The sequence below is a fragment of the Bacillus sp. 5mfcol3.1 genome (assembly GCF_900114335.1).
GTDB lineage: Bacteria > Bacillota > Bacilli > Bacillales > Bacillaceae_G > Bacillus_A > Bacillus_A thuringiensis_S.
Window position 1 is genome coordinate 87,624 of sequence record NZ_FOST01000006.1, and the last position, 17,298, is coordinate 104,921.

Here is a 17,298-nt window from a genome sequence, read left to right on the forward strand (position 1 = left end):
CTCCCTTTATTTTGTCCTCATAAGTAAATAAATGAAATACGGTGCACCAATTACAGAAATAACAAGACCGACTGGTATTTCTGAAGTTGTTAGTACACTTCTTGAAATTACGTCTGCGAATAAAAGTAAAAACGTTCCTATTAGCGCAGCTGTGGGCAACATGATTTGATGTTTGCCACCAACAAGGCGCCTTGCTAAATGCGGGGCCATTAAACCGATAAAGCCAATTCCACCGGCAACAGCAACAGATGCACCCGCTAAACAAACTGCAATAAATAATAATTTACGTCTTTCTTTTTCTACATTTACACCAAGGCCAACTGCTGTAGAATCGCCTAGGTTCATTACATTTAATATGTGTGCTTTACTTATAGCAAGCGGTAAGAAAATAACCATCCATGGAAGTACACTTAATACGAATTTCCAATCTGTACCCCATAGACTTCCCGCCAGCCAAATCGTAGCAAAACGAAAATCGTTAGATGTCATCTTCATAGAGAAAATTAAACTAACAGCTCCAAATCCAGCTGCAACGGCAATACCGACTAGTATTAATCGAGTCGATGAAACGCCGTCTTTCCATGCTAATAAATAAATAATTACCGCTGCTAATATCGCTCCAACTAGTGCGAAAAATGGAAGAATGAATACAGATAAAAATGTACCAGTCCCTACTTTCCCGAAGAAGAAGTAGACGAATATAACAACTGTTAATCCCGCTCCAGCATTAATCCCTATAATACCTGGATCAGCAAGTGGATTTCGTGATAAACCTTGTAAAATCGCACCTGACATAGCTAAAGCAGATCCGACTAGTATAGCAATTACCATACGCGGCATACGGAATTCAAATAAAATAACAGACTGATCTTCAGCCCCTAGTCCAACCAATGACTTTAATACGTCCATTGGGGGTATTTTAAAAGTTCCTGTATTTAAACTAATAAGAAATATAGAAACGATTAGTCCTACTAAAATCGTTAATATAGAAATGTTCTTTTTTGTTAAGACACTCGTCCTCACATCTTTCCTCTCCCTTCATTACGTGCTAAGTAGAGGAAGAATGGAACCCCAATTAGCGCTGTAATTGCTCCAATTGGCGTTTCAAATGGCGGGTTAATAACGCGAGATAACATATCTGCACATTCAATTAACAGCCCGCCTAAGACCGCAGAACATGGAATAACCCATCTATAGTCCGAGCCTACAAGGAAACGAGTCATATGCGGGATTACAAGACCAACAAACCCTACTGATCCTGCCATGGAAACTGCGGAACCCGTTAAAACAAGAACAAGTACTGTTCCGATAAATTTAATTAATGTCGTATTTTGACCAAGTCCAATTGCAATTTCTTCACCGAAGCTCAAAATTGTAATATATCTCGACATCATAATTGCGATAAAAAGACAAACAAGGCCAATTGGCACTAACATATTAATACTTTGCCATTTCACTCCAGCAACTCCGCCTGCATTCCACATGCTCACCTCTTGGGCAAGATTAAAATACAATGCGATTCCAGATGAAATTGCCCCTAATAAAGCACTAATAGCTGCACCTGCTAAAGCTAATTTCACAGGTGTTAATCCACCTGGTGAAGAAGACCCAATTCCATATACAATGCTTGCACCAAACGCAGCTCCAATAAAAGATGCGATAACAAACATTAAATAAGGTGAATTAGGGAAAAATGCATACATAATTGCAATTCCAAATACAGCCCCATCTGTAATTCCCATTAACGATGGTGAAGCAAGTGGATTTCGCGTCATGCCTTGCATAATTGCTCCTGATACCGCTAAAAAGGCACCTGCAACTACGCCCCCTATTGCTCTAGGCATGCGAAGCTCTTGAATTACGTTATGATGCGTAATAGATCCATCAAACTGAAATACAGCTTGCCATACAGTCTTTAAACTAATATCTGCAGCCCCAAAAGAAATAGAAACTGCCATGCTTAAAGCTAACAAAACTGTACCCGCTACTAAAATAATAGAAGCGATGAGCGGTCTGCTCTTAATCTCTTTAACATTCTCTTCTTGCTGTTCTATACTGCTTGCGCTCGCTTCCATCCCTCAACCATCCTAACCAACAACATATATTTATTAAAATGAAATTTATTCTCAAATAGTAATAAAAAAATTAGGTGAATTGTTATTTTCCTGATAATGATTCTCAGAATCAGACACTTCTATTCTACCTATCGCTTTAAAAGACTGTCAACCATTATTTTGAAATATAAATTTATATAAATTGGAACTTTAATACAAAAGTTATATCCATCCTTTAGAAAACGTTCGTCCACACAAGAGTACTTTCGCAGAATAAATCTTTCCTCTTATGGGCATAAAAAAAGAAGAGTAATCTTTTCACTCTTCTTTTTCTTACTTATTTAACTTTGCTTCAATTTTTACGATTAACTCATCTTCTGTTGGAGCCGCAACTGGACGGTTATTTACAAATGCGAATGATTTTTTACGACCAGGACCACAGTAAGACTGACATCCAACTTCAATCGTTGCACATGAATCTACTTTTTTTAACTTCGGAACTAACGTTTTAACGTTCGTTGCCTGACAGTCATCGCACACGCGAAATTCGTTTCCCATTATATAACACTTCCTCTATTTTAAACTTTTCTCAAGTTCGTTTAAAAATAAACACTAAATGGTATTTTACCGCTCTTTGAAGCTCGTTGCAAGTTTCCCTACAAAGCCTATTCTCTACATAATGCTACTTATTTATATGCTCTCCTACAGAAGCGCTCACCATTCATGGGAAAATTTTTACCTTTCATCGAAATCTACCATATTTTTAAAAGCTTTGTATAAAAGTTTATTTTTTTGCCCATTATAAAAATAGGAAGTTCATAAAAAGAAAGGGAGTTGAATCTATGAAAGTAAGACAAGATGCTTGGACAGATGAGGATGATTTATTACTTGCTGAAACGGTACTTCGTCATGTTCGAGAAGGAAGTACGCAATTAAATGCATTTGAGGAAGTAGGAGATCAGTTAAATCGTACATCTGCTGCTTGTGGTTTCCGCTGGAATGCTGTCGTTCGCTATAGCTATGAACAAGCTCTTCAACTAGCAAAAAAACATCGTAAAGATAAAATGCGTGCTGCAAGCGGTGAACAAGCGAAAAAACGTTTACTTTATACACCACCAGCTTCAGATTCGATAACTGATTATGAAGAATTAGTACAAGAGGAATCAATCGTACAATATAAAGAAGCTATTCCATATCAAGAATCTACTGCTCCTGCTGCAAGAAGCTCTATGACAATGCAAGATGTTATTTATTTTTTACAAACAGTCGGATCTTCAAATATAAAAGTGACAGCTCTTGAAAACGAGAATACGAGATTGAAACAAGAAATTAAAGCACAAATCCTTCGGAATGAGGAACTAGAAAAGAAACTAGAAAAGTTAGAAAAGCAATCTCATACTGTACAAGAAGATTACGAAACACTTATGAACATTATGAACCGAGCTCGTAAATTGGCAGTCATGGATGACGAAGAACGTTCTCAAACATCTTTCCGAATGGACCGAAACGGTAATTTAGAAAAAATTGCAGAATAAAAAGGATGCATGTAATGCATCCTTTTTATTATTTCACCTTTAAGCTCCCCCTTTATATGTGAGAAAACTCCATTCTTCATTTTTTGCTATAATAGAGATTGTCATTTTAAAGATAAGGGGTTAGTTATATGAGCAATTCCCGTTCCATTTTATCTCAGCCAGAGTGGCGCATTGTAGATCAGTCTAGTTTGGGACCAACATTCCATGCACTTCAGTCATTCGCAATGGATGACACATTATGCACAAGCATTGGAAATGGCAAGTCAGCCGCAACAATGCGTTCTTGGGTTCATCACAATACAATTGTCCTTGGCATTCAAGATTCACGCCTTCCGCATTTAGAAGAAGGTATTTCTTTTTTAAAACAACACAACTTCAATGTTATTGTTCGTAATTCTGGCGGGCTTGCAGTCGTGCTTGATGAAGGTGTTTTAAACGTATCACTTTTATTCCAAGAAACAGAAAAAGGTATCGATATTGATCTTGGATACGATACGATGTGGCATTTAATTAAGGAGATGTTAAAGGATTACAACGTTACTATCGAGGCAAAAGAAATTGTTGGCTCTTACTGTCCTGGTAGTTATGACTTAAGTATTCGCGATCAAAAATTCGCTGGTATTTCACAACGTCGTATTCGCGGCGGTGTCGCTGTCCAAATTTATCTCTGTGCTACCGGAAGTGGCTCTGAGCGTGCCGCACTCGTTCGTGATTTCTACAACCTAGCAATTCAAGGAAAAGAAACACGCTTTACGTACCCTGAAATTGTACCAAGTACGATGGCCTCACTCTCAGAATTACTTGGCGAAACCATTACAGTACAAGATTTAATGATGCGTCTTTTAAAAACATTGCAGCAATTCGCTCCAAAGTTAACACCATCTCAATTAACAATAGATGAGATTCCTTTATATGAGACGAATTTACAACGTATTATTGATCGTAATAATAAAGCACTTGGCTTAGAAAAATAAAAATGACCACCCTAAGGGTGGTCATTTTCCATACCAATTCATTTTAGAATTAAAGTGCTTGAGCTGCTGTAATTAAAGCTAACTTGTACACTTCTTCTTCGTTACATCCACGAGACAGATCATTTACAGGCATGTTTAAACCTTGTAAGATTGGTCCTACTGCTTCGAAGTTACCTAAACGTTGAGCGATTTTGTAGCCGATATTACCAGCTTCTAAGCTTGGGAATACGAATACGTTAGCATCACCTTTAATTGTAGAACCTGGAGCTTTTTTCTCAGCTACAGATGGTACGAATGCAGCATCGAATTGGAATTCTCCATCTAAAGTTAACTCAGGAGCCATTTCTTTTGCAATGCGAGTTGCTTCTACAACTTTTTCTGTTTCTGGAGATTTCGCAGAACCTTTTGTAGAGAAGCTTAACATAGCAACACGTGGATCAATGCCGAATAACTCAGCAGTTTTCGCACTTTCGATACCGATTTCAGCTAAATCTTGGCTGTTTGGTGCAATGTTAATTGCGCAATCAGCGAATACATATTTCTCTTCTTCACGTACCATGATGAATACGCCAGAAGTTTTTGTAACGCCTGGTTTTGTTTTAATAATTTGAAGTGCCGGACGAACTGTATCAGCTGTAGAGTGAGCTGCACCACTTACTAAACCGTGTGCTTTGCCCATGTATACAAGCATTGTACCGAAGTAGTTTTCGTCTTTAAGGATTTTGCGAGCGTCTTCTTCAGTTGCTTTACCTTTACGGCGTTCAACGAAAGATGCTACCATTGCATCCATTTCTTCGTATGTAGCTGGGTCGTAAATATCAACGCCTGCTAATGTTAAATTCATGCTAGCAGCTTTTGCGCTAATTTCTTCCTTATTACCAACTAAGATTGGTTTTACTAACTCTTCTTTTGCTAAACGCTCTGCAGCGCCTAAAATTCTTTCATCAGTTCCTTCAGGAAGTACGATAGAAATGCCTTTTCCTTGAACTTTTTCTTTTACTGTTGTAAATAAGTTGCTCACGAATAAACCCTCCTACATATGTTAAAAAACTCTATCTTTAAGAATACTGCTTTTCTTCTATATTTTAAACTTATAGCTCCCAAAAAATAGATAAAATAAAAATGATTATATTTTCATAAAATTCAGCCGTTAAATTCACCTCGCTTAAACACTTAAATGTGACAATTTTATGCGCCAAGGTTTTATATAGATGATTTTAAAACTATATATGCTATAGTTAACGTGTAAAACTATCATTAACTGAGGTGAATAGAATGAGTGAAGCAACAACAACGTTAGATGGCTGGTATTGTTTACATGATTTACGTTCTATTGATTGGGCTGCATGGAAAACATTATCTAGCGACGAACGCGGACAAGCAGTGTCTGAATTTTTAAATGTCGTTGAAAAATGGAACGAAGTAGCTACTGCGAAAAAAGGTAGTCACGCAATGTATACAGTTGTTGGTCAAAAAGCTGATATTATGCTTATGATTTTACGTCCAACAATGGAAGAGTTAAATGAAATTGAGACAGAATTGAATAAAACAACATTAGCTGAATATATGGTTCCTGCATATTCTTACGTATCTGTTGTTGAACTAAGCAACTACCTTCCAGCTGATGAGGATCCATATCAAAATCCACAAATTTTAGCTCGCTTATATCCTGAATTACCGAAAGCAAATCATATTTGCTTCTATCCAATGGATAAGCGTCGCCAAGGTGATGACAACTGGTACATGCTTCCTATGGAAGAGCGTAAAAAAATGATGTACAGTCACAGCAAGATTGGTCGCCAATACGCAGGGAAAGTACGCCAAGTTATTTCAGGATCTGTTGGATTCGATGATTTCGAGTGGGGCGTAACATTATTCGCTGACGATGTTCTTCAATTTAAGAAACTTATATATGAAATGCGATTTGATGAAGTAAGTGCTCGTTATGGTGAATTCGGAACATTCTTCGTTGGAAACATCTTACCAGACGAAAAAGTAGAGAAATTTTTACACATATAATATTGAAAAAGGGACGAAATTCGTTCCTTTTTTTATTTCCCTCTATATTTCTCCTCAAAAAACTCCTTTTTCCCGCAAATTCGAACAAAAACCGACAAATCCCTTACAAAATTGTAACTTTTCTATATCCAAATTCATGCTAAAATGGTACGAGCTATATGCTAATAACGATGCGAAGGTGATAATTTATATGAAGAAAATCTTGTCTATTTTACTAGCGCTTCTATTGTCAATTTCTTCCTTAGGAGTAACAACATCCCATGCGGAAGAAAAAATACAAATAGAAGCTGCTGCTGCACTTCTATTTGATGCAGATACAGGGAAAATACTGCATGAACAAAACCCAGACGAACTGCTAGCTATTGCTAGTATGTCAAAATTAATTGTTGTTTACGCTGTTTTAGAAGCAATTAAAGAAGGAAAAATTACTTGGGATACGAAAGTAAATATTTCCGATTACGCTTATGAAGTCTCACGTAATAATGAATTCTCTAACGTACCATTTGAGAAAGGACGTCAATATACTGTAAAAGAATTATATCATTCTATTGTTATCTTCTCTGCAAACGGGTCTAGTATTGCTTTAGCAGAGCTACTTGCAGGAAGTGAGAAAAACTTCTTAAATCTTGCAAATGAACATGCAAAAAAACTAGGGTTAAAGAAATATAAATTTGTAAACGCTACTGGTTTAAATAACGCTGACTTAAAAGGGAAACATCCCGAGGGTACTGATCCAAATGCAGAAAACTCTATGTCAGCTCGCGATATGGGTATACTTTCAAAAGTAATGATTACAAAGTATCCAGAAATGCTAGAGGATACAAAACAAAGATTTAGAAACTTCCCAGACAATCATCCAAAACCAATTCGTATGGAAAACTGGAACTGGATGTTACCAGGAGCTGCCTTCGCTTATGAAGGTACTGATGGTTTAAAAACAGGAAGTTCTGATACAGCTGGATATGGATTTACTATTACTGCGAAACGCGGTGATTTACGTCTTATCTCGGTTATTATTAAAACGAAATCAATGGACGAGCGCTTCACAGAATCTCGTGAATTAATCGAATATGGATTTAATAACTTCGAAAAACAAAAGTTCAAGGTTGATAAAAATAACACAATCTCTGTAGTAAAAGGGAAAGAAGATCAAGTAACGGTTGCACCTGAAAAAGAAATAACAGTAATTGCGAAAAAAGGTAGCAAAGATCCTTATAAAATTGGGACTGAATTAGATAAATCTCTTGCTGAAGATGGACATTTAGTTGCTCCTGTTAAGAAAGATGCTAAAGTAGGCTCAATTACTTTAGCATCAACTGATAAATATGGTTTCTTAGACGGTAGTAAAAGTATGAAAGTTACTGCAAAAACAACAGAGGAAGTTGAAAAAGCAAATTGGTTTGTGCTAACAATGCGCTCTATTGGAGATTTCTTCTCAAACTTATGGTCTAAAGTATTTTAATGATGAAAAGCTAGCTCACGCTAGCTTTTTTTATTTTCCTCTCTCAATGTAAAACTTCGTTTGGTTGTCATATCTGAGTCCTTTTTCTCATACGTATGAACTAGTAATTGTTCCACACTTCATCTAGAAATAAACCTCTTTCCAAAAGGTATTACAAAAAGAGAGGTGACACATAATGGGTGTTATTGCTTATAACGAAGCAGATGTAAAGTTGTTAGCTAGACTGATGCGTGCTGAAGCCGAAGGAGAAGGGCAACAAGGAATGTTAATGGTCGGAAACGTTGGGGTAAATCGTGTCCGCGGAAATTGTTTAGACTTTAAAAATATTCGTAATTTACGTCAAATGGTGTATCAAAATCCTGGTGGTTTTGAGGCAACACAAAAAGGATATTTTTATCAAAGAGCCCGTGAACAAGATATCGCCTTAGCAAGGCGAACTATTCAAGGACAACGTTTTTGGCCCGCTAACTTTGCCTTATGGTTCTTTAGACCTGAAGGTCCTTGTCCACCAACTTGGTATAACCAACAAAACTCTGGTCGCTTCAAAAAGCACTGCTTCTTCCAACCATCTGGTGAAGACTGTCCTAGCGTATATTAAGAGATGAAAATGAGGAGGGATTTTTGAATGGCACAGCAACAAAATCCGTACTATGGAACAGGTTTTTATCAACCATCTGGAACTTATGTCCAACCACAACAAATGACTCAACAACAACAGCAAGCAATGCAACAACAAACAGCTCAAGCTGCGCAAGCTCAATATGCAATTTCTCAAGGCATGTTACCTCTAGAGCAATCCTATATTGAAAATATCCTTCGTTTAAACAAAGGTAAGCAAGCTACAGTTGTAATGACTTATGAACGTGGCAGTTCCCTTGGTACACAATCTTATACAGGTATTATTGAAGCAGCCGGCCGTGACCATATCGTTATTAGTGAACCGCAATCAGGAAAACGCTATTTACTATTAATGATCTACTTAGATTACGTAGAATTTCCAGAAGAAATTACGTATTTACCTAGTCAACAAGCAACTTATACTCCAAGACCATAAAAAAAGCTGGCAAATGCCAGCTTTTGTTTTTTATAATCCTTTTACAACTGCAGTCCCTACTAGAATCCACGCCACAATAAACGCTACACCACCAAGAGGTGTAATTGGGCCAAAGAACTTAATGCCTGTCGTACTTAATGCATACAAACTACCTGAGAACATAATAATCCCAGCTACCATTAGCCAACCAGCGGTAGTTAAAAGTGATGATTGAACCTTATCCATCAATAAAGCAACTACGAATAATCCACCTGCATGAAACATCTGATATGTAACGCCTGTTTTCCAAACTTCTAACATTTTCGCAGAAATTTTATTTTCTAAACCGTGTGCTCCAAAGGCCCCTAACGCAACAGATAGCCCCGCTGCAATACAACCTAGTAAAAAGAAAATTTTCATCTTAATTCCCCTTTTTTACCTTTATCATAAGCAATTTTTTCATATAAGCCAAACGATTTAATTCTTAAAAATCAAATAAAGAATTACCATTTGCACCTTCTTCTTTTATATACACAGGTTCTCCAGAAACTGGTATAACTGGTTGAACTGTTGTTATAGGCTGTGATCCAATTACTTGCGATTGAATTTGCGGCTCCCTATACGTAGAAGATTCAACCTGTTCATCTAATAGTAAATCGCATAAAGCACGCACAACTAATAAATGTTCTTTTGACTTTTGTCCTTCGCTACTTTTTGCCTTCGCAATTTCATTCGCCATTTTATTTAAAATCTTGTCACTAGATATTTGCATTCCTTATCACCTCGTACTTTGTAATTCTTTCTCAAATTGTCCCAGTTTCTCTACTGAACCAAATACTATTATCATATCATGTTCTTGTAGTTTTTCCTGCCCTGTTGGATTATGTATAATATTCCCATTTCTTAAAATCGCTAATATCGTTACATCAAACTGATTCCTTACATTACTCTCTAGTAACGATTTACCGACTAGTATTGAATCTTTGCCAACTAGAATTTCTTCAATGACAAATGACTGTTCTACTCCATACAACACTGTATCAATATAATGAACGGTTAATGGATTTGCAATACCTTTTGCTATATGAATACCTGCCATACTAGATGGATTAATAACCTTATTTGCACCAGCACGCCTTAATTTCTCTTCAGTTTCTGGCTTTTCAGATCTCGCCACAATTTTAATCGTATCGTTTAATCCTCTTGCTGTTAATGTAATAAATACATTTTCGGCATCATTTGCAACAATAGCAACTAAACCAGCTGCTTTTAAAATTCCGGCATTATGTAATACTTGATCTTCCGTTGCATCTCCATGTACAAATAAAAGCTTTTCCTGCTCCAATATACTTTCATCTTTATCAACAACGACAAATGGAATGTTCTTTTCTTGCAATTCATGTACAACTTGAAGCCCCACTCTACCGCAACCACATACTATAATATGATTTTTCAACTGCGCTATTTGTTTATCCATCTTCTTCCTCCGTACTGCATGAAATAAATTCCCTTCAATAATCATAGCTGCCACTACCCCAATTGCATACGTAACAATACCTACACCAACAGGAATAATAAGGAGCGCAAATACTTTCCCTGCTTGCGTTACAGGAACAGCATCTCCGTATCCAACAGTCAATACAGTAATCATCGTCATCCAAAATGCTTGAAACAAACTAATCTCTTCAATTGTCATAAATCCTATCGTTCCTAGAATTACAACAAAAGTCATACATATAACTGCTATCCATAATTGCTTACGTGCATTCATACCGTGTTTCAACTCTTTTCTCTATCTACAATCTTTGCCAGTGGAAATAAAATACGTATATACTAGATACGGAATCTATGAAAGAGGTTGATATAATGAAGACATTTCTTTCCGCCTTACAATGGGCACTATTTATTTTAGCTGGAAGCCTTATTGTACCAATTAGTGTCGCAACTAGTTATGGTCTTGATGGCGCTGAAGCCATTGCATTCGTACAAAGAACATTATTTGTTCTAGGCTTTGCTGGTCTCTTGCAAGCTATATTTGGGCATAAACTTCCTATTCAAGAAGGTCCTGCTGGCCTTTGGTGGGGAATTTTCTCCCTTTACGCAAGTTTAGGCGTCGTATTATTTGGATCAAGCAATGAGACACTTAAAGTTCTTCAATATGCTTTCTTATTAAGCGGTATTATTTGTATTATTCTTAGCGTTTTTGGACTTATTGATAAACTCGTTCGCTATTTTACACCGACAGTCATTGGAACGTATTTATTTCTTCTTGTCGCGCAACTCAGTGGCTCCTTCTTAAAGGGAATGTTTGGCCTTGATGGAAAACATACAGAAGTACAACCTAACGTATTTATTCTTTCACTCATTGTTATTTTACTATCCTTTTTCATCATGAAGCTACCTATTATTGGACAATATTCCGTTCTTTTCAGTATCATATGCGGCTGGATATTATTCGCATGCTTCGGATTATCTAATCCAATAACACCAGTGACAGACATAATCCGTTTTCCGTCCTTATTTGTTTTCGGCATGCCTCGTGTTGAATGGAACATGGTAATTACGGTCATATTTGTTACACTCTTACTTCTAACAAATATGTTAGCAAGTATTCGCGTTGTACAAAAGGTTGTCTCTAAATATGAAGAAAATGCTGCATCAGATCGTTTTAAACAAGCCGGCATTATAACAGGAATCAACCAATTGCTAGGCGGCCTGTTTTCAGCTATTGGACCTGTCGCTATTTCTGGATCAGCAGGTTTTATTGCAACGACTAATATTTATAAACGTCTCCCTTTTATATTAGGGTCAAGCTTTATTATTGTCGTTAGTATATTCCCAAAGATTACTTCATTCTTTGCAGCAATCCCTGTTGCAGTTGGTTATGCCGCTATTTATCCTGTATTCGCAAGCATGATTGGCCTCGCCTTTCGAGAATACGAAACTGTCCAGGATAAGGAACAATTATTTAAAGTAGCCGGTCTTTCAATCTTCACAGGAGTCGGAGTTATGTTTGTTCCAGCAGGAGCATATTCCACACTTCCACCATTTCTAGCATCGTTTTTAAGTAACGGTCTCGTTCTTGGATCTGTAATGGCCATTTTGCTAGAAATACTATTTTCTCGTTCCACAGCAAAACAAATATCGTAAATTGGAAAACTTCCATTATTGCACTCTACCTTTAGAGTTGTTACGATAAAATCAAACTTGAATCATTGGGGCTTTATCCATCCCCAATGATTATTAACCGATATTATGAGCAACACACTCATAATGATTTATCTACTTCTTTTCAAAGAGGTTTGATGTCTTACTATTATTCCTCAACATCTTCATGAACATGTATTTTGATTTCAATTAAAGAAAGGAATTTTCTATATGACTTATAAAATGATTGTTTTAGATTTAGATGATACTTTATTACGTGATGACCATACTATTTCACCTCGTACGAAAGAAGCGTTAATGACTGCACAAGAGCAAGGGGTAAAGGTTGTACTTGCTTCTGGACGTCCAACGTTTGGTATGCGCAATGTAGCCAAAGAACTTCGCTTAGAAGAATACGGCAGTTTCATTCTATCTTTTAATGGCGCAAAAATTATTAACTGTAAAACAAACGAAGAAATCTTTAGTAGTACACTATCTCCTGAAATCGTTCACAACCTATTTGAAATTAGTAAAACTGAAGATGTATGGATTCATACTTATATGGGCGATGATATCGTAACGGAAGAAAATAATCCTTATACTGAAATTGAGGGCGATATTACTGGTATGCCAATTGTTGTAGTAGATGACTTTAAAGCCGCAGTTAAAGAGCCTGTAGTAAAAGTATTAATGAATAAAGAAGCTGAACGCCTTGTTGAAGTTGAAAAGAAACTTCAACAACAACTAGAAGGCCAATTAAGCGTGATGCGTTCGAAACCATTCTTCTTAGAATTTACTGAAGCCGGTGTTACAAAAGGAACGAGCTTAAACAAACTGATTCAAAAGCTTGGCATTAAGCGTGAAGAAGTTATCGCAATGGGCGATAGCTATAACGACCAAGCAATGATTGAATTTGCTGGTCTTGGTGTTGCAATGGGCAATGCACCTGATGATATTAAAGAAATTGCAAACTACGTAACAGATACAAATATGAATGATGGTGTCGCAAAAGTTGTAGAGAAATTCGTTTTAAAAACGGATGTACTTGTTTAATATTTTCATTCACAAAACCTATTTGAAGTCAAATACTTCAAATAGGTTTTTATTTAAATTCTCATGCTTTTGTGACTATATTTTGAACTTTGCACTATTCTCGTAGTGTAAACTTTCTTTTTGTATATAATGAAACAAAATAGACTATTTTATTTTGAAAAAGAATACAAATTTACTATATACAAGCATACGTTAAAGGAGGCTACTTTATGTTATCTACACCAATCGGACGATTAAGAGCAATTGGACTAGTTGAGGGTATTTCTTTCCTATTACTATTATTTGTAGCAATGCCATTGAAATATTTCGCAGGATTTGCAACAGCTGTTAAAATTACAGGCATGGCTCATGGTGTTCTGTTTATTCTATTCATCTTTGCAGTAATTCAAGTAACAATCGTACACCGTAAATCAATTTTATGGGCACTTGGAGCATTTGTTTCATCAGTTATCCCATTTGGTACTTTTGTACTAGATGCAAAATTAAAGAACGAACAACAATAATAAAAAGGTAGTTAACGACTGTTAACTACCTTTTCTATTTATAAATTTGGAATTTCCCAATCAATTTCTCTTTCTCCCATATTAGCTAAAATCGTATTTACTTTAGAGTATGGCTTACTACCAAAGAAACCACGTCTTGCCGATAATGGGCTTGGATGTACAGATTCGATAATATGATGATTCGGATTCGTAATTAACTTCTTCTTCGCCTGCGCATGGCGCCCCCACAATATGAAAACAACTGGCTTTGCACGTTCGTTCAACAGTTCAATCACACGATCTGTGAAGTGCTCCCATCCTTTTCCCTTATGAGAATTTGCTTCGCCTTGACGAACTGTTAATACGGTATTTAGTAGTAATACTCCTTGTTCCGCCCATTTTACTAAATAACCGTTATTCGGGATTTCATAACCATATTCATCTCGAAGTTCTTTATACATATTTAACAATGATGGTGGTGTTTTAACATCAGGTTGTACAGAAAAACTTAAACCATGCGCTTGATTCGGTCCATGATATGGATCTTGTCCTAAAATAACAACCTTTGTATTTTCATAACTTGTATACTGAAGAGCGTTAAAAATATCTTCTACCTTCGGATAAACAACATGCGTGCTGTACTCTTCTGTCAAAAAACTGGATAGGGTACGATAATACTCTTTCTCAAATTCTGGTGCCAATAATGGTCCCCAATCATTCTTTAAAACATTTTCCATACTGTCACTTCCTGTCTAATTAATTCAACATATCCTGTTTTGTAAATACTAAGAACGAAATAATAAGGGAAACAACTGCCCAAACAGTTAAATTCATCAAAGAAAATCCCATTGATAAGCCTTGTAATGCAGGTAATTTTCCTGATAAATAATCCGTTAATGATAAATTCACGCTAAAAATATATTTCGCACCTTCCCAAGATGTTGCGAACGAGCTTAAGATACCGCCTGCAATTAATGCAGCTAGCATAACGCCCATACCAGCTGGTGTATTACGAATTAAAACAGAGACCATAAATGATATAGTTCCGACAACGATAGCAACAAACCAGGCTAGTCCATACGCCATTAAGATGTATTGCCACTGCGGAATCAGATGCACAAAGTTCGTATTTAACGTTTCCTTATCAATGACGAATCCTGTTAAAACAGGTAAATTCCATCCCGAGTATCCGAATACAAGCCCTGATAATATGTAAGCAAACAAACCTACAAGAAACAGTATGAGCGAAATGAAAAATAACATCGTCACGTATTTACTAAGGAGTATTTTCCAGCGCCGAATCGGCCGCGTAAGTAACATCTTCATTGTCCCATCACTTCGTTCTCCTGAAACGATATCAATAGCGACAATCATTACGAGAAGCGGAATAAACAATGTAATTCCTTGTTCAATAAATGCTCTGACAAAAGTCGGTGCACCCGGTGCCATCGGGTTAATATTATGATCTAAATAATATTGTTGTTGCTCAACTCTTACCTTTAACCAATCACGCCATTCTTCTGGCAACCTAGAATTGTTCAATCGGTTCTGAGAATCAACAATTTGCTGTTGCAATGAAACCTTCCAATCAGTTGTACCGAGTCTTTTTTGTGTCGTTTCTATTTCACGATACTGCGCGTACACAAAAAGCGGGATCAAGATTGCTAAAATAAGCATGACAACAAAAATACGTTTCTTACGGTAAATCTTTTCTGATTCATTTAAAACTAGATTCGCAAATTCACGCATGCTGCTCACCCCTTGTGAGTTCAATAAATAAATCTTCTAGCGTAAATACAAGCTCCTTAACGCTATGTACATCTATTTCATTTTCTACAAATTTTTTATTCCAACTACTTATAGATGCAATATCCATGCGGCATAGTAATCGCTCGCCTTTTACACTCACTTCTCTTATTTCCTCGGCCGCTTCTAGCATATCTTTCGCCTTAGAAATTGGTGTAACAATCCATTCTACACGATCACTTGCTGTTTTAATTAATTCTTCAACCTTGGCAACTGTTATCATCTTTCCTTTATGAATAATAGCAACGCGATCGCATATCATTTGCACTTCACTTAGCAAGTGACTTGAAATAAACACGCTCATATTTTCTTCTTTCACAAGCTTATGTATAAATTCCCTAAGTTCTCTAATCCCTGCTGGATCTAAACCATTCGTTGGCTCATCTAATATAAGCAATTTAGGATTCCCAAGGAGCGCCTGTGCAATTCCAAGGCGTTGTTTCATACCAAGTGAGTACGTTTTTACCTTGTCATGAATTCTTTCATCTAAATGAACCATTTCAGCAATTTCAATAATACGTTCATCTGATATATCACCTAACATACGAGCAAATTGCTTTAAATTTTCCCATCCTGTTAAATATGTATACAACTCTGGGTTTTCAACGATACTCCCAATTTGACGCATCGCTTCTCTGAAATTTTCCTCAATCGAATAACCACCGATAGAAATCTTACCTTCTGTCGCCTTAATCAATCCGACTAACATTCGAATGGTAGTCGTCTTTCCAGCACCGTTTGGTCCTAGGAACCCGAATACTTCTCCTTGCTTTACATCAAAGGAAATATTCTCTACAAGAGTCTTCTTTCCAATTACCTTCTTCAAGTCTCGTACGGAAAGTATCGTCGTCATTTTATCCCTCCTTGTTCTAGTTTTAATTTACTTACAACATTTTGAACTAAACGTTCTGCCATATACGTATAACCTACTTCATTCGGATGAAAATGATCAGAGTATAATAAATCTTTCCCGCGGTTTTGGAATAAATCAAATGTCGGTGTAATATACACATTTTTATCGTTTAGCGCTAACTTCTCTAAAGATGCATTCCAGTCCACAACAATGTTTGAAGACCCTTTTAAATCTTCTACATCTTCAAAAGGATTGTATAAACCAAGCCAAAAAATCGGACTATTTGCATTTAATTTACGAATTTCTTCTATAATTTTCTTTGCTTCATTTTGAAACGTTTCTGTATCAGGACGATACGTCTCTAAATCTATTTTCCCGAGCGATTCCCAGCCTGGGAACAAATCATTCCCGCCGATCGTTAACACGATTACATCTGCTTGCTTAATTGAATATTGAGCGCCACTACTTTCAATTTGTTTTAATAAATCGGGCATTTTTGCACCACTAACTGCTAAATTTGTTAATGCAATTTTTTGCTTATAATCTTTTTGTAAATCCTCTTTCATTCGCCCAACATAGCCAATTCCTTCTTTATCACCAACGCCACGCGTTAATGAATCACCTAAACTAACGATTTGTAACGTTCCCGTTTTCTTTTTCTCTTTTGCCACTACATCGGTCTTTTTAATTAAATTTGAAGCTTTCGGATTTAATACATCATTTACACCTGAAACAAAGCCATATGCAAATAAACAGAAAGATGCAATTGTAATGAGTAGAATTACTTTTACTACTTTTGATCTCATATCAAAACCCCTTTTAGCCCTCATAGATTGTCCATAATTATACCAAACGAAATTTTGAAAAGCGATTTTCACAC

General features: G+C 36.5%; 20 protein-coding genes. 9 read left to right on the forward strand and 11 right to left on the reverse strand.

What is annotated here, in order from left to right:
* Positions 1-6: 6 nt before the first annotated feature.
* The 3 genes from BM089_RS24210 to BM089_RS24220 form a co-directional block, all read right to left on the reverse strand.
* Positions 7-1,023: a FecCD family ABC transporter permease gene (locus BM089_RS24210; protein WP_001260757.1), complete on the reverse strand. Its 1,017-nt coding sequence runs from the start codon at positions 1,021-1,023 to the stop codon at positions 7-9.
* Positions 1,020-2,075 carry a FecCD family ABC transporter permease gene (locus BM089_RS24215; protein ID WP_000388296.1) on the reverse strand — a complete coding sequence of 352 codons (1,056 nt, stop codon included), beginning with the start codon at positions 2,073-2,075 and terminating at the stop codon, positions 1,020-1,022. The genes BM089_RS24210 and BM089_RS24215 overlap by 4 nt, the downstream gene beginning before the upstream one ends.
* A gap of 312 nt (positions 2,076-2,387) precedes the next feature.
* Positions 2,388-2,612, reverse strand: coding sequence for a YuzB family protein (locus BM089_RS24220; protein ID WP_000526079.1), 225 nt, complete (start codon positions 2,610-2,612; stop codon positions 2,388-2,390).
* Positions 2,613-2,896: 284 nt separating this feature from the next.
* Between BM089_RS24220 and BM089_RS24225 the strand changes: the two genes are divergently transcribed.
* A complete protein-coding gene (locus tag BM089_RS24225) occupies positions 2,897-3,589 on the forward strand; it encodes an RsfA family transcriptional regulator (RefSeq protein WP_000868358.1) in 693 nt (230 codons plus the stop codon).
* Positions 3,590-3,717: 128 nt separating this feature from the next.
* A complete protein-coding gene (locus tag BM089_RS24230; protein ID WP_000071945.1) occupies positions 3,718-4,563 on the forward strand; it encodes an octanoyl-[GcvH]:protein N-octanoyltransferase in 846 nt (281 codons plus the stop codon).
* 49 nt (positions 4,564-4,612) lie between these two features.
* Here BM089_RS24230 and pta read toward each other — a convergent pair whose 3' ends face one another.
* Positions 4,613-5,584: a phosphate acetyltransferase gene (gene pta, locus BM089_RS24235; protein ID WP_000067215.1), complete on the reverse strand. Its 972-nt coding sequence runs from the start codon at positions 5,582-5,584 to the stop codon at positions 4,613-4,615.
* Positions 5,585-5,838: 254 nt separating this feature from the next.
* Between pta and hemQ the strand changes: the two genes are divergently transcribed.
* The 4 genes from hemQ to gerQ all read left to right on the forward strand — a co-directional run bounded on the left by hemQ (position 5,839) and on the right by gerQ (position 9,098).
* Positions 5,839-6,582 (forward strand): hydrogen peroxide-dependent heme synthase, encoded by a 744-nt coding sequence (gene hemQ / locus BM089_RS24240; protein WP_001287595.1) that lies wholly within the window; start codon positions 5,839-5,841, stop codon positions 6,580-6,582.
* A gap of 190 nt (positions 6,583-6,772) precedes the next feature.
* Positions 6,773-8,044, forward strand: coding sequence for a serine hydrolase (locus BM089_RS24245; RefSeq protein WP_090978313.1), 1,272 nt, complete (start codon positions 6,773-6,775; stop codon positions 8,042-8,044).
* Positions 8,045-8,219: 175 nt separating this feature from the next.
* Positions 8,220-8,642 (forward strand): cell wall hydrolase CwlJ, encoded by a 423-nt coding sequence (gene cwlJ / locus BM089_RS24250; RefSeq protein ID WP_090978315.1) that lies wholly within the window; start codon positions 8,220-8,222, stop codon positions 8,640-8,642.
* 27 nt (positions 8,643-8,669) lie between these two features.
* Positions 8,670-9,098: a spore coat protein GerQ gene (gene gerQ / locus BM089_RS24255; RefSeq protein WP_000068652.1), complete on the forward strand. Its 429-nt coding sequence runs from the start codon at positions 8,670-8,672 to the stop codon at positions 9,096-9,098.
* A 30-nt stretch (positions 9,099-9,128) separates the two neighbouring features.
* On the opposite strand, the gene BM089_RS24260 is transcribed toward gerQ, so the two are convergent.
* From BM089_RS24260 to BM089_RS24270, 3 genes are all read right to left on the reverse strand, one after another.
* Positions 9,129-9,497 carry a DUF423 domain-containing protein gene (locus BM089_RS24260; protein WP_000688315.1) on the reverse strand — a complete coding sequence of 123 codons (369 nt, stop codon included), beginning with the start codon at positions 9,495-9,497 and terminating at the stop codon, positions 9,129-9,131.
* Positions 9,498-9,561: 64 nt separating this feature from the next.
* A complete protein-coding gene (locus tag BM089_RS24265) occupies positions 9,562-9,849 on the reverse strand; it encodes a YwdI family protein (protein ID WP_001167346.1) in 288 nt (95 codons plus the stop codon).
* 6 nt (positions 9,850-9,855) lie between these two features.
* On the reverse strand, positions 9,856-10,848 hold the full coding sequence (locus tag BM089_RS24270) for a potassium channel family protein (RefSeq protein ID WP_139213328.1): 993 nt from the start codon (positions 10,846-10,848) through the stop codon (positions 9,856-9,858).
* Between the two features lie 95 nt (positions 10,849-10,943).
* Between BM089_RS24270 and BM089_RS24275 the strand changes: the two genes are divergently transcribed.
* The 3 genes from BM089_RS24275 to BM089_RS24285 all read left to right on the forward strand — a co-directional run bounded on the left by BM089_RS24275 (position 10,944) and on the right by BM089_RS24285 (position 13,780).
* Positions 10,944-12,227, forward strand: a complete 1,284-nt coding sequence (locus BM089_RS24275; protein WP_000847031.1) for a purine/pyrimidine permease — start codon at positions 10,944-10,946, stop codon at positions 12,225-12,227.
* A 228-nt stretch (positions 12,228-12,455) separates the two neighbouring features.
* Positions 12,456-13,277 (forward strand): Cof-type HAD-IIB family hydrolase, encoded by an 822-nt coding sequence (locus BM089_RS24280; RefSeq protein WP_000221387.1) that lies wholly within the window; start codon positions 12,456-12,458, stop codon positions 13,275-13,277.
* Positions 13,278-13,486: 209 nt separating this feature from the next.
* Positions 13,487-13,780 (forward strand): DUF3817 domain-containing protein, encoded by a 294-nt coding sequence (locus BM089_RS24285; RefSeq protein WP_000953396.1) that lies wholly within the window; start codon positions 13,487-13,489, stop codon positions 13,778-13,780.
* A gap of 38 nt (positions 13,781-13,818) precedes the next feature.
* On the opposite strand, the gene BM089_RS24290 is transcribed toward BM089_RS24285, so the two are convergent.
* Genes BM089_RS24290 through BM089_RS24305 form a run of 4 tightly spaced genes read right to left on the reverse strand, consistent with a single transcriptional unit; the run spans position 13,819 to position 17,296 of the window.
* The gene (locus tag BM089_RS24290; protein WP_000432541.1) at positions 13,819-14,496 is read right to left on the reverse strand and encodes a uracil-DNA glycosylase; all 678 of its coding nucleotides are present in this window, start codon (positions 14,494-14,496) and stop codon (positions 13,819-13,821) included.
* A 19-nt stretch (positions 14,497-14,515) separates the two neighbouring features.
* Complete coding sequence (locus tag BM089_RS24295; protein ID WP_090978319.1) at positions 14,516-15,508, reverse strand: ABC transporter permease subunit; 993 nt, start codon at positions 15,506-15,508, stop codon at positions 14,516-14,518.
* On the reverse strand, positions 15,501-16,418 hold the full coding sequence (locus BM089_RS24300) for an ABC transporter ATP-binding protein (RefSeq protein WP_090978321.1): 918 nt from the start codon (positions 16,416-16,418) through the stop codon (positions 15,501-15,503). The genes BM089_RS24295 and BM089_RS24300 overlap by 8 nt, the downstream gene beginning before the upstream one ends.
* Entirely contained in the window at positions 16,415-17,296 is an 882-nt protein-coding gene (locus BM089_RS24305) for an SGNH/GDSL hydrolase family protein (protein ID WP_139213329.1), read from the reverse strand. The genes BM089_RS24300 and BM089_RS24305 overlap by 4 nt, the downstream gene beginning before the upstream one ends.
* Positions 17,297-17,298: the final 2 nt, after the last annotated feature.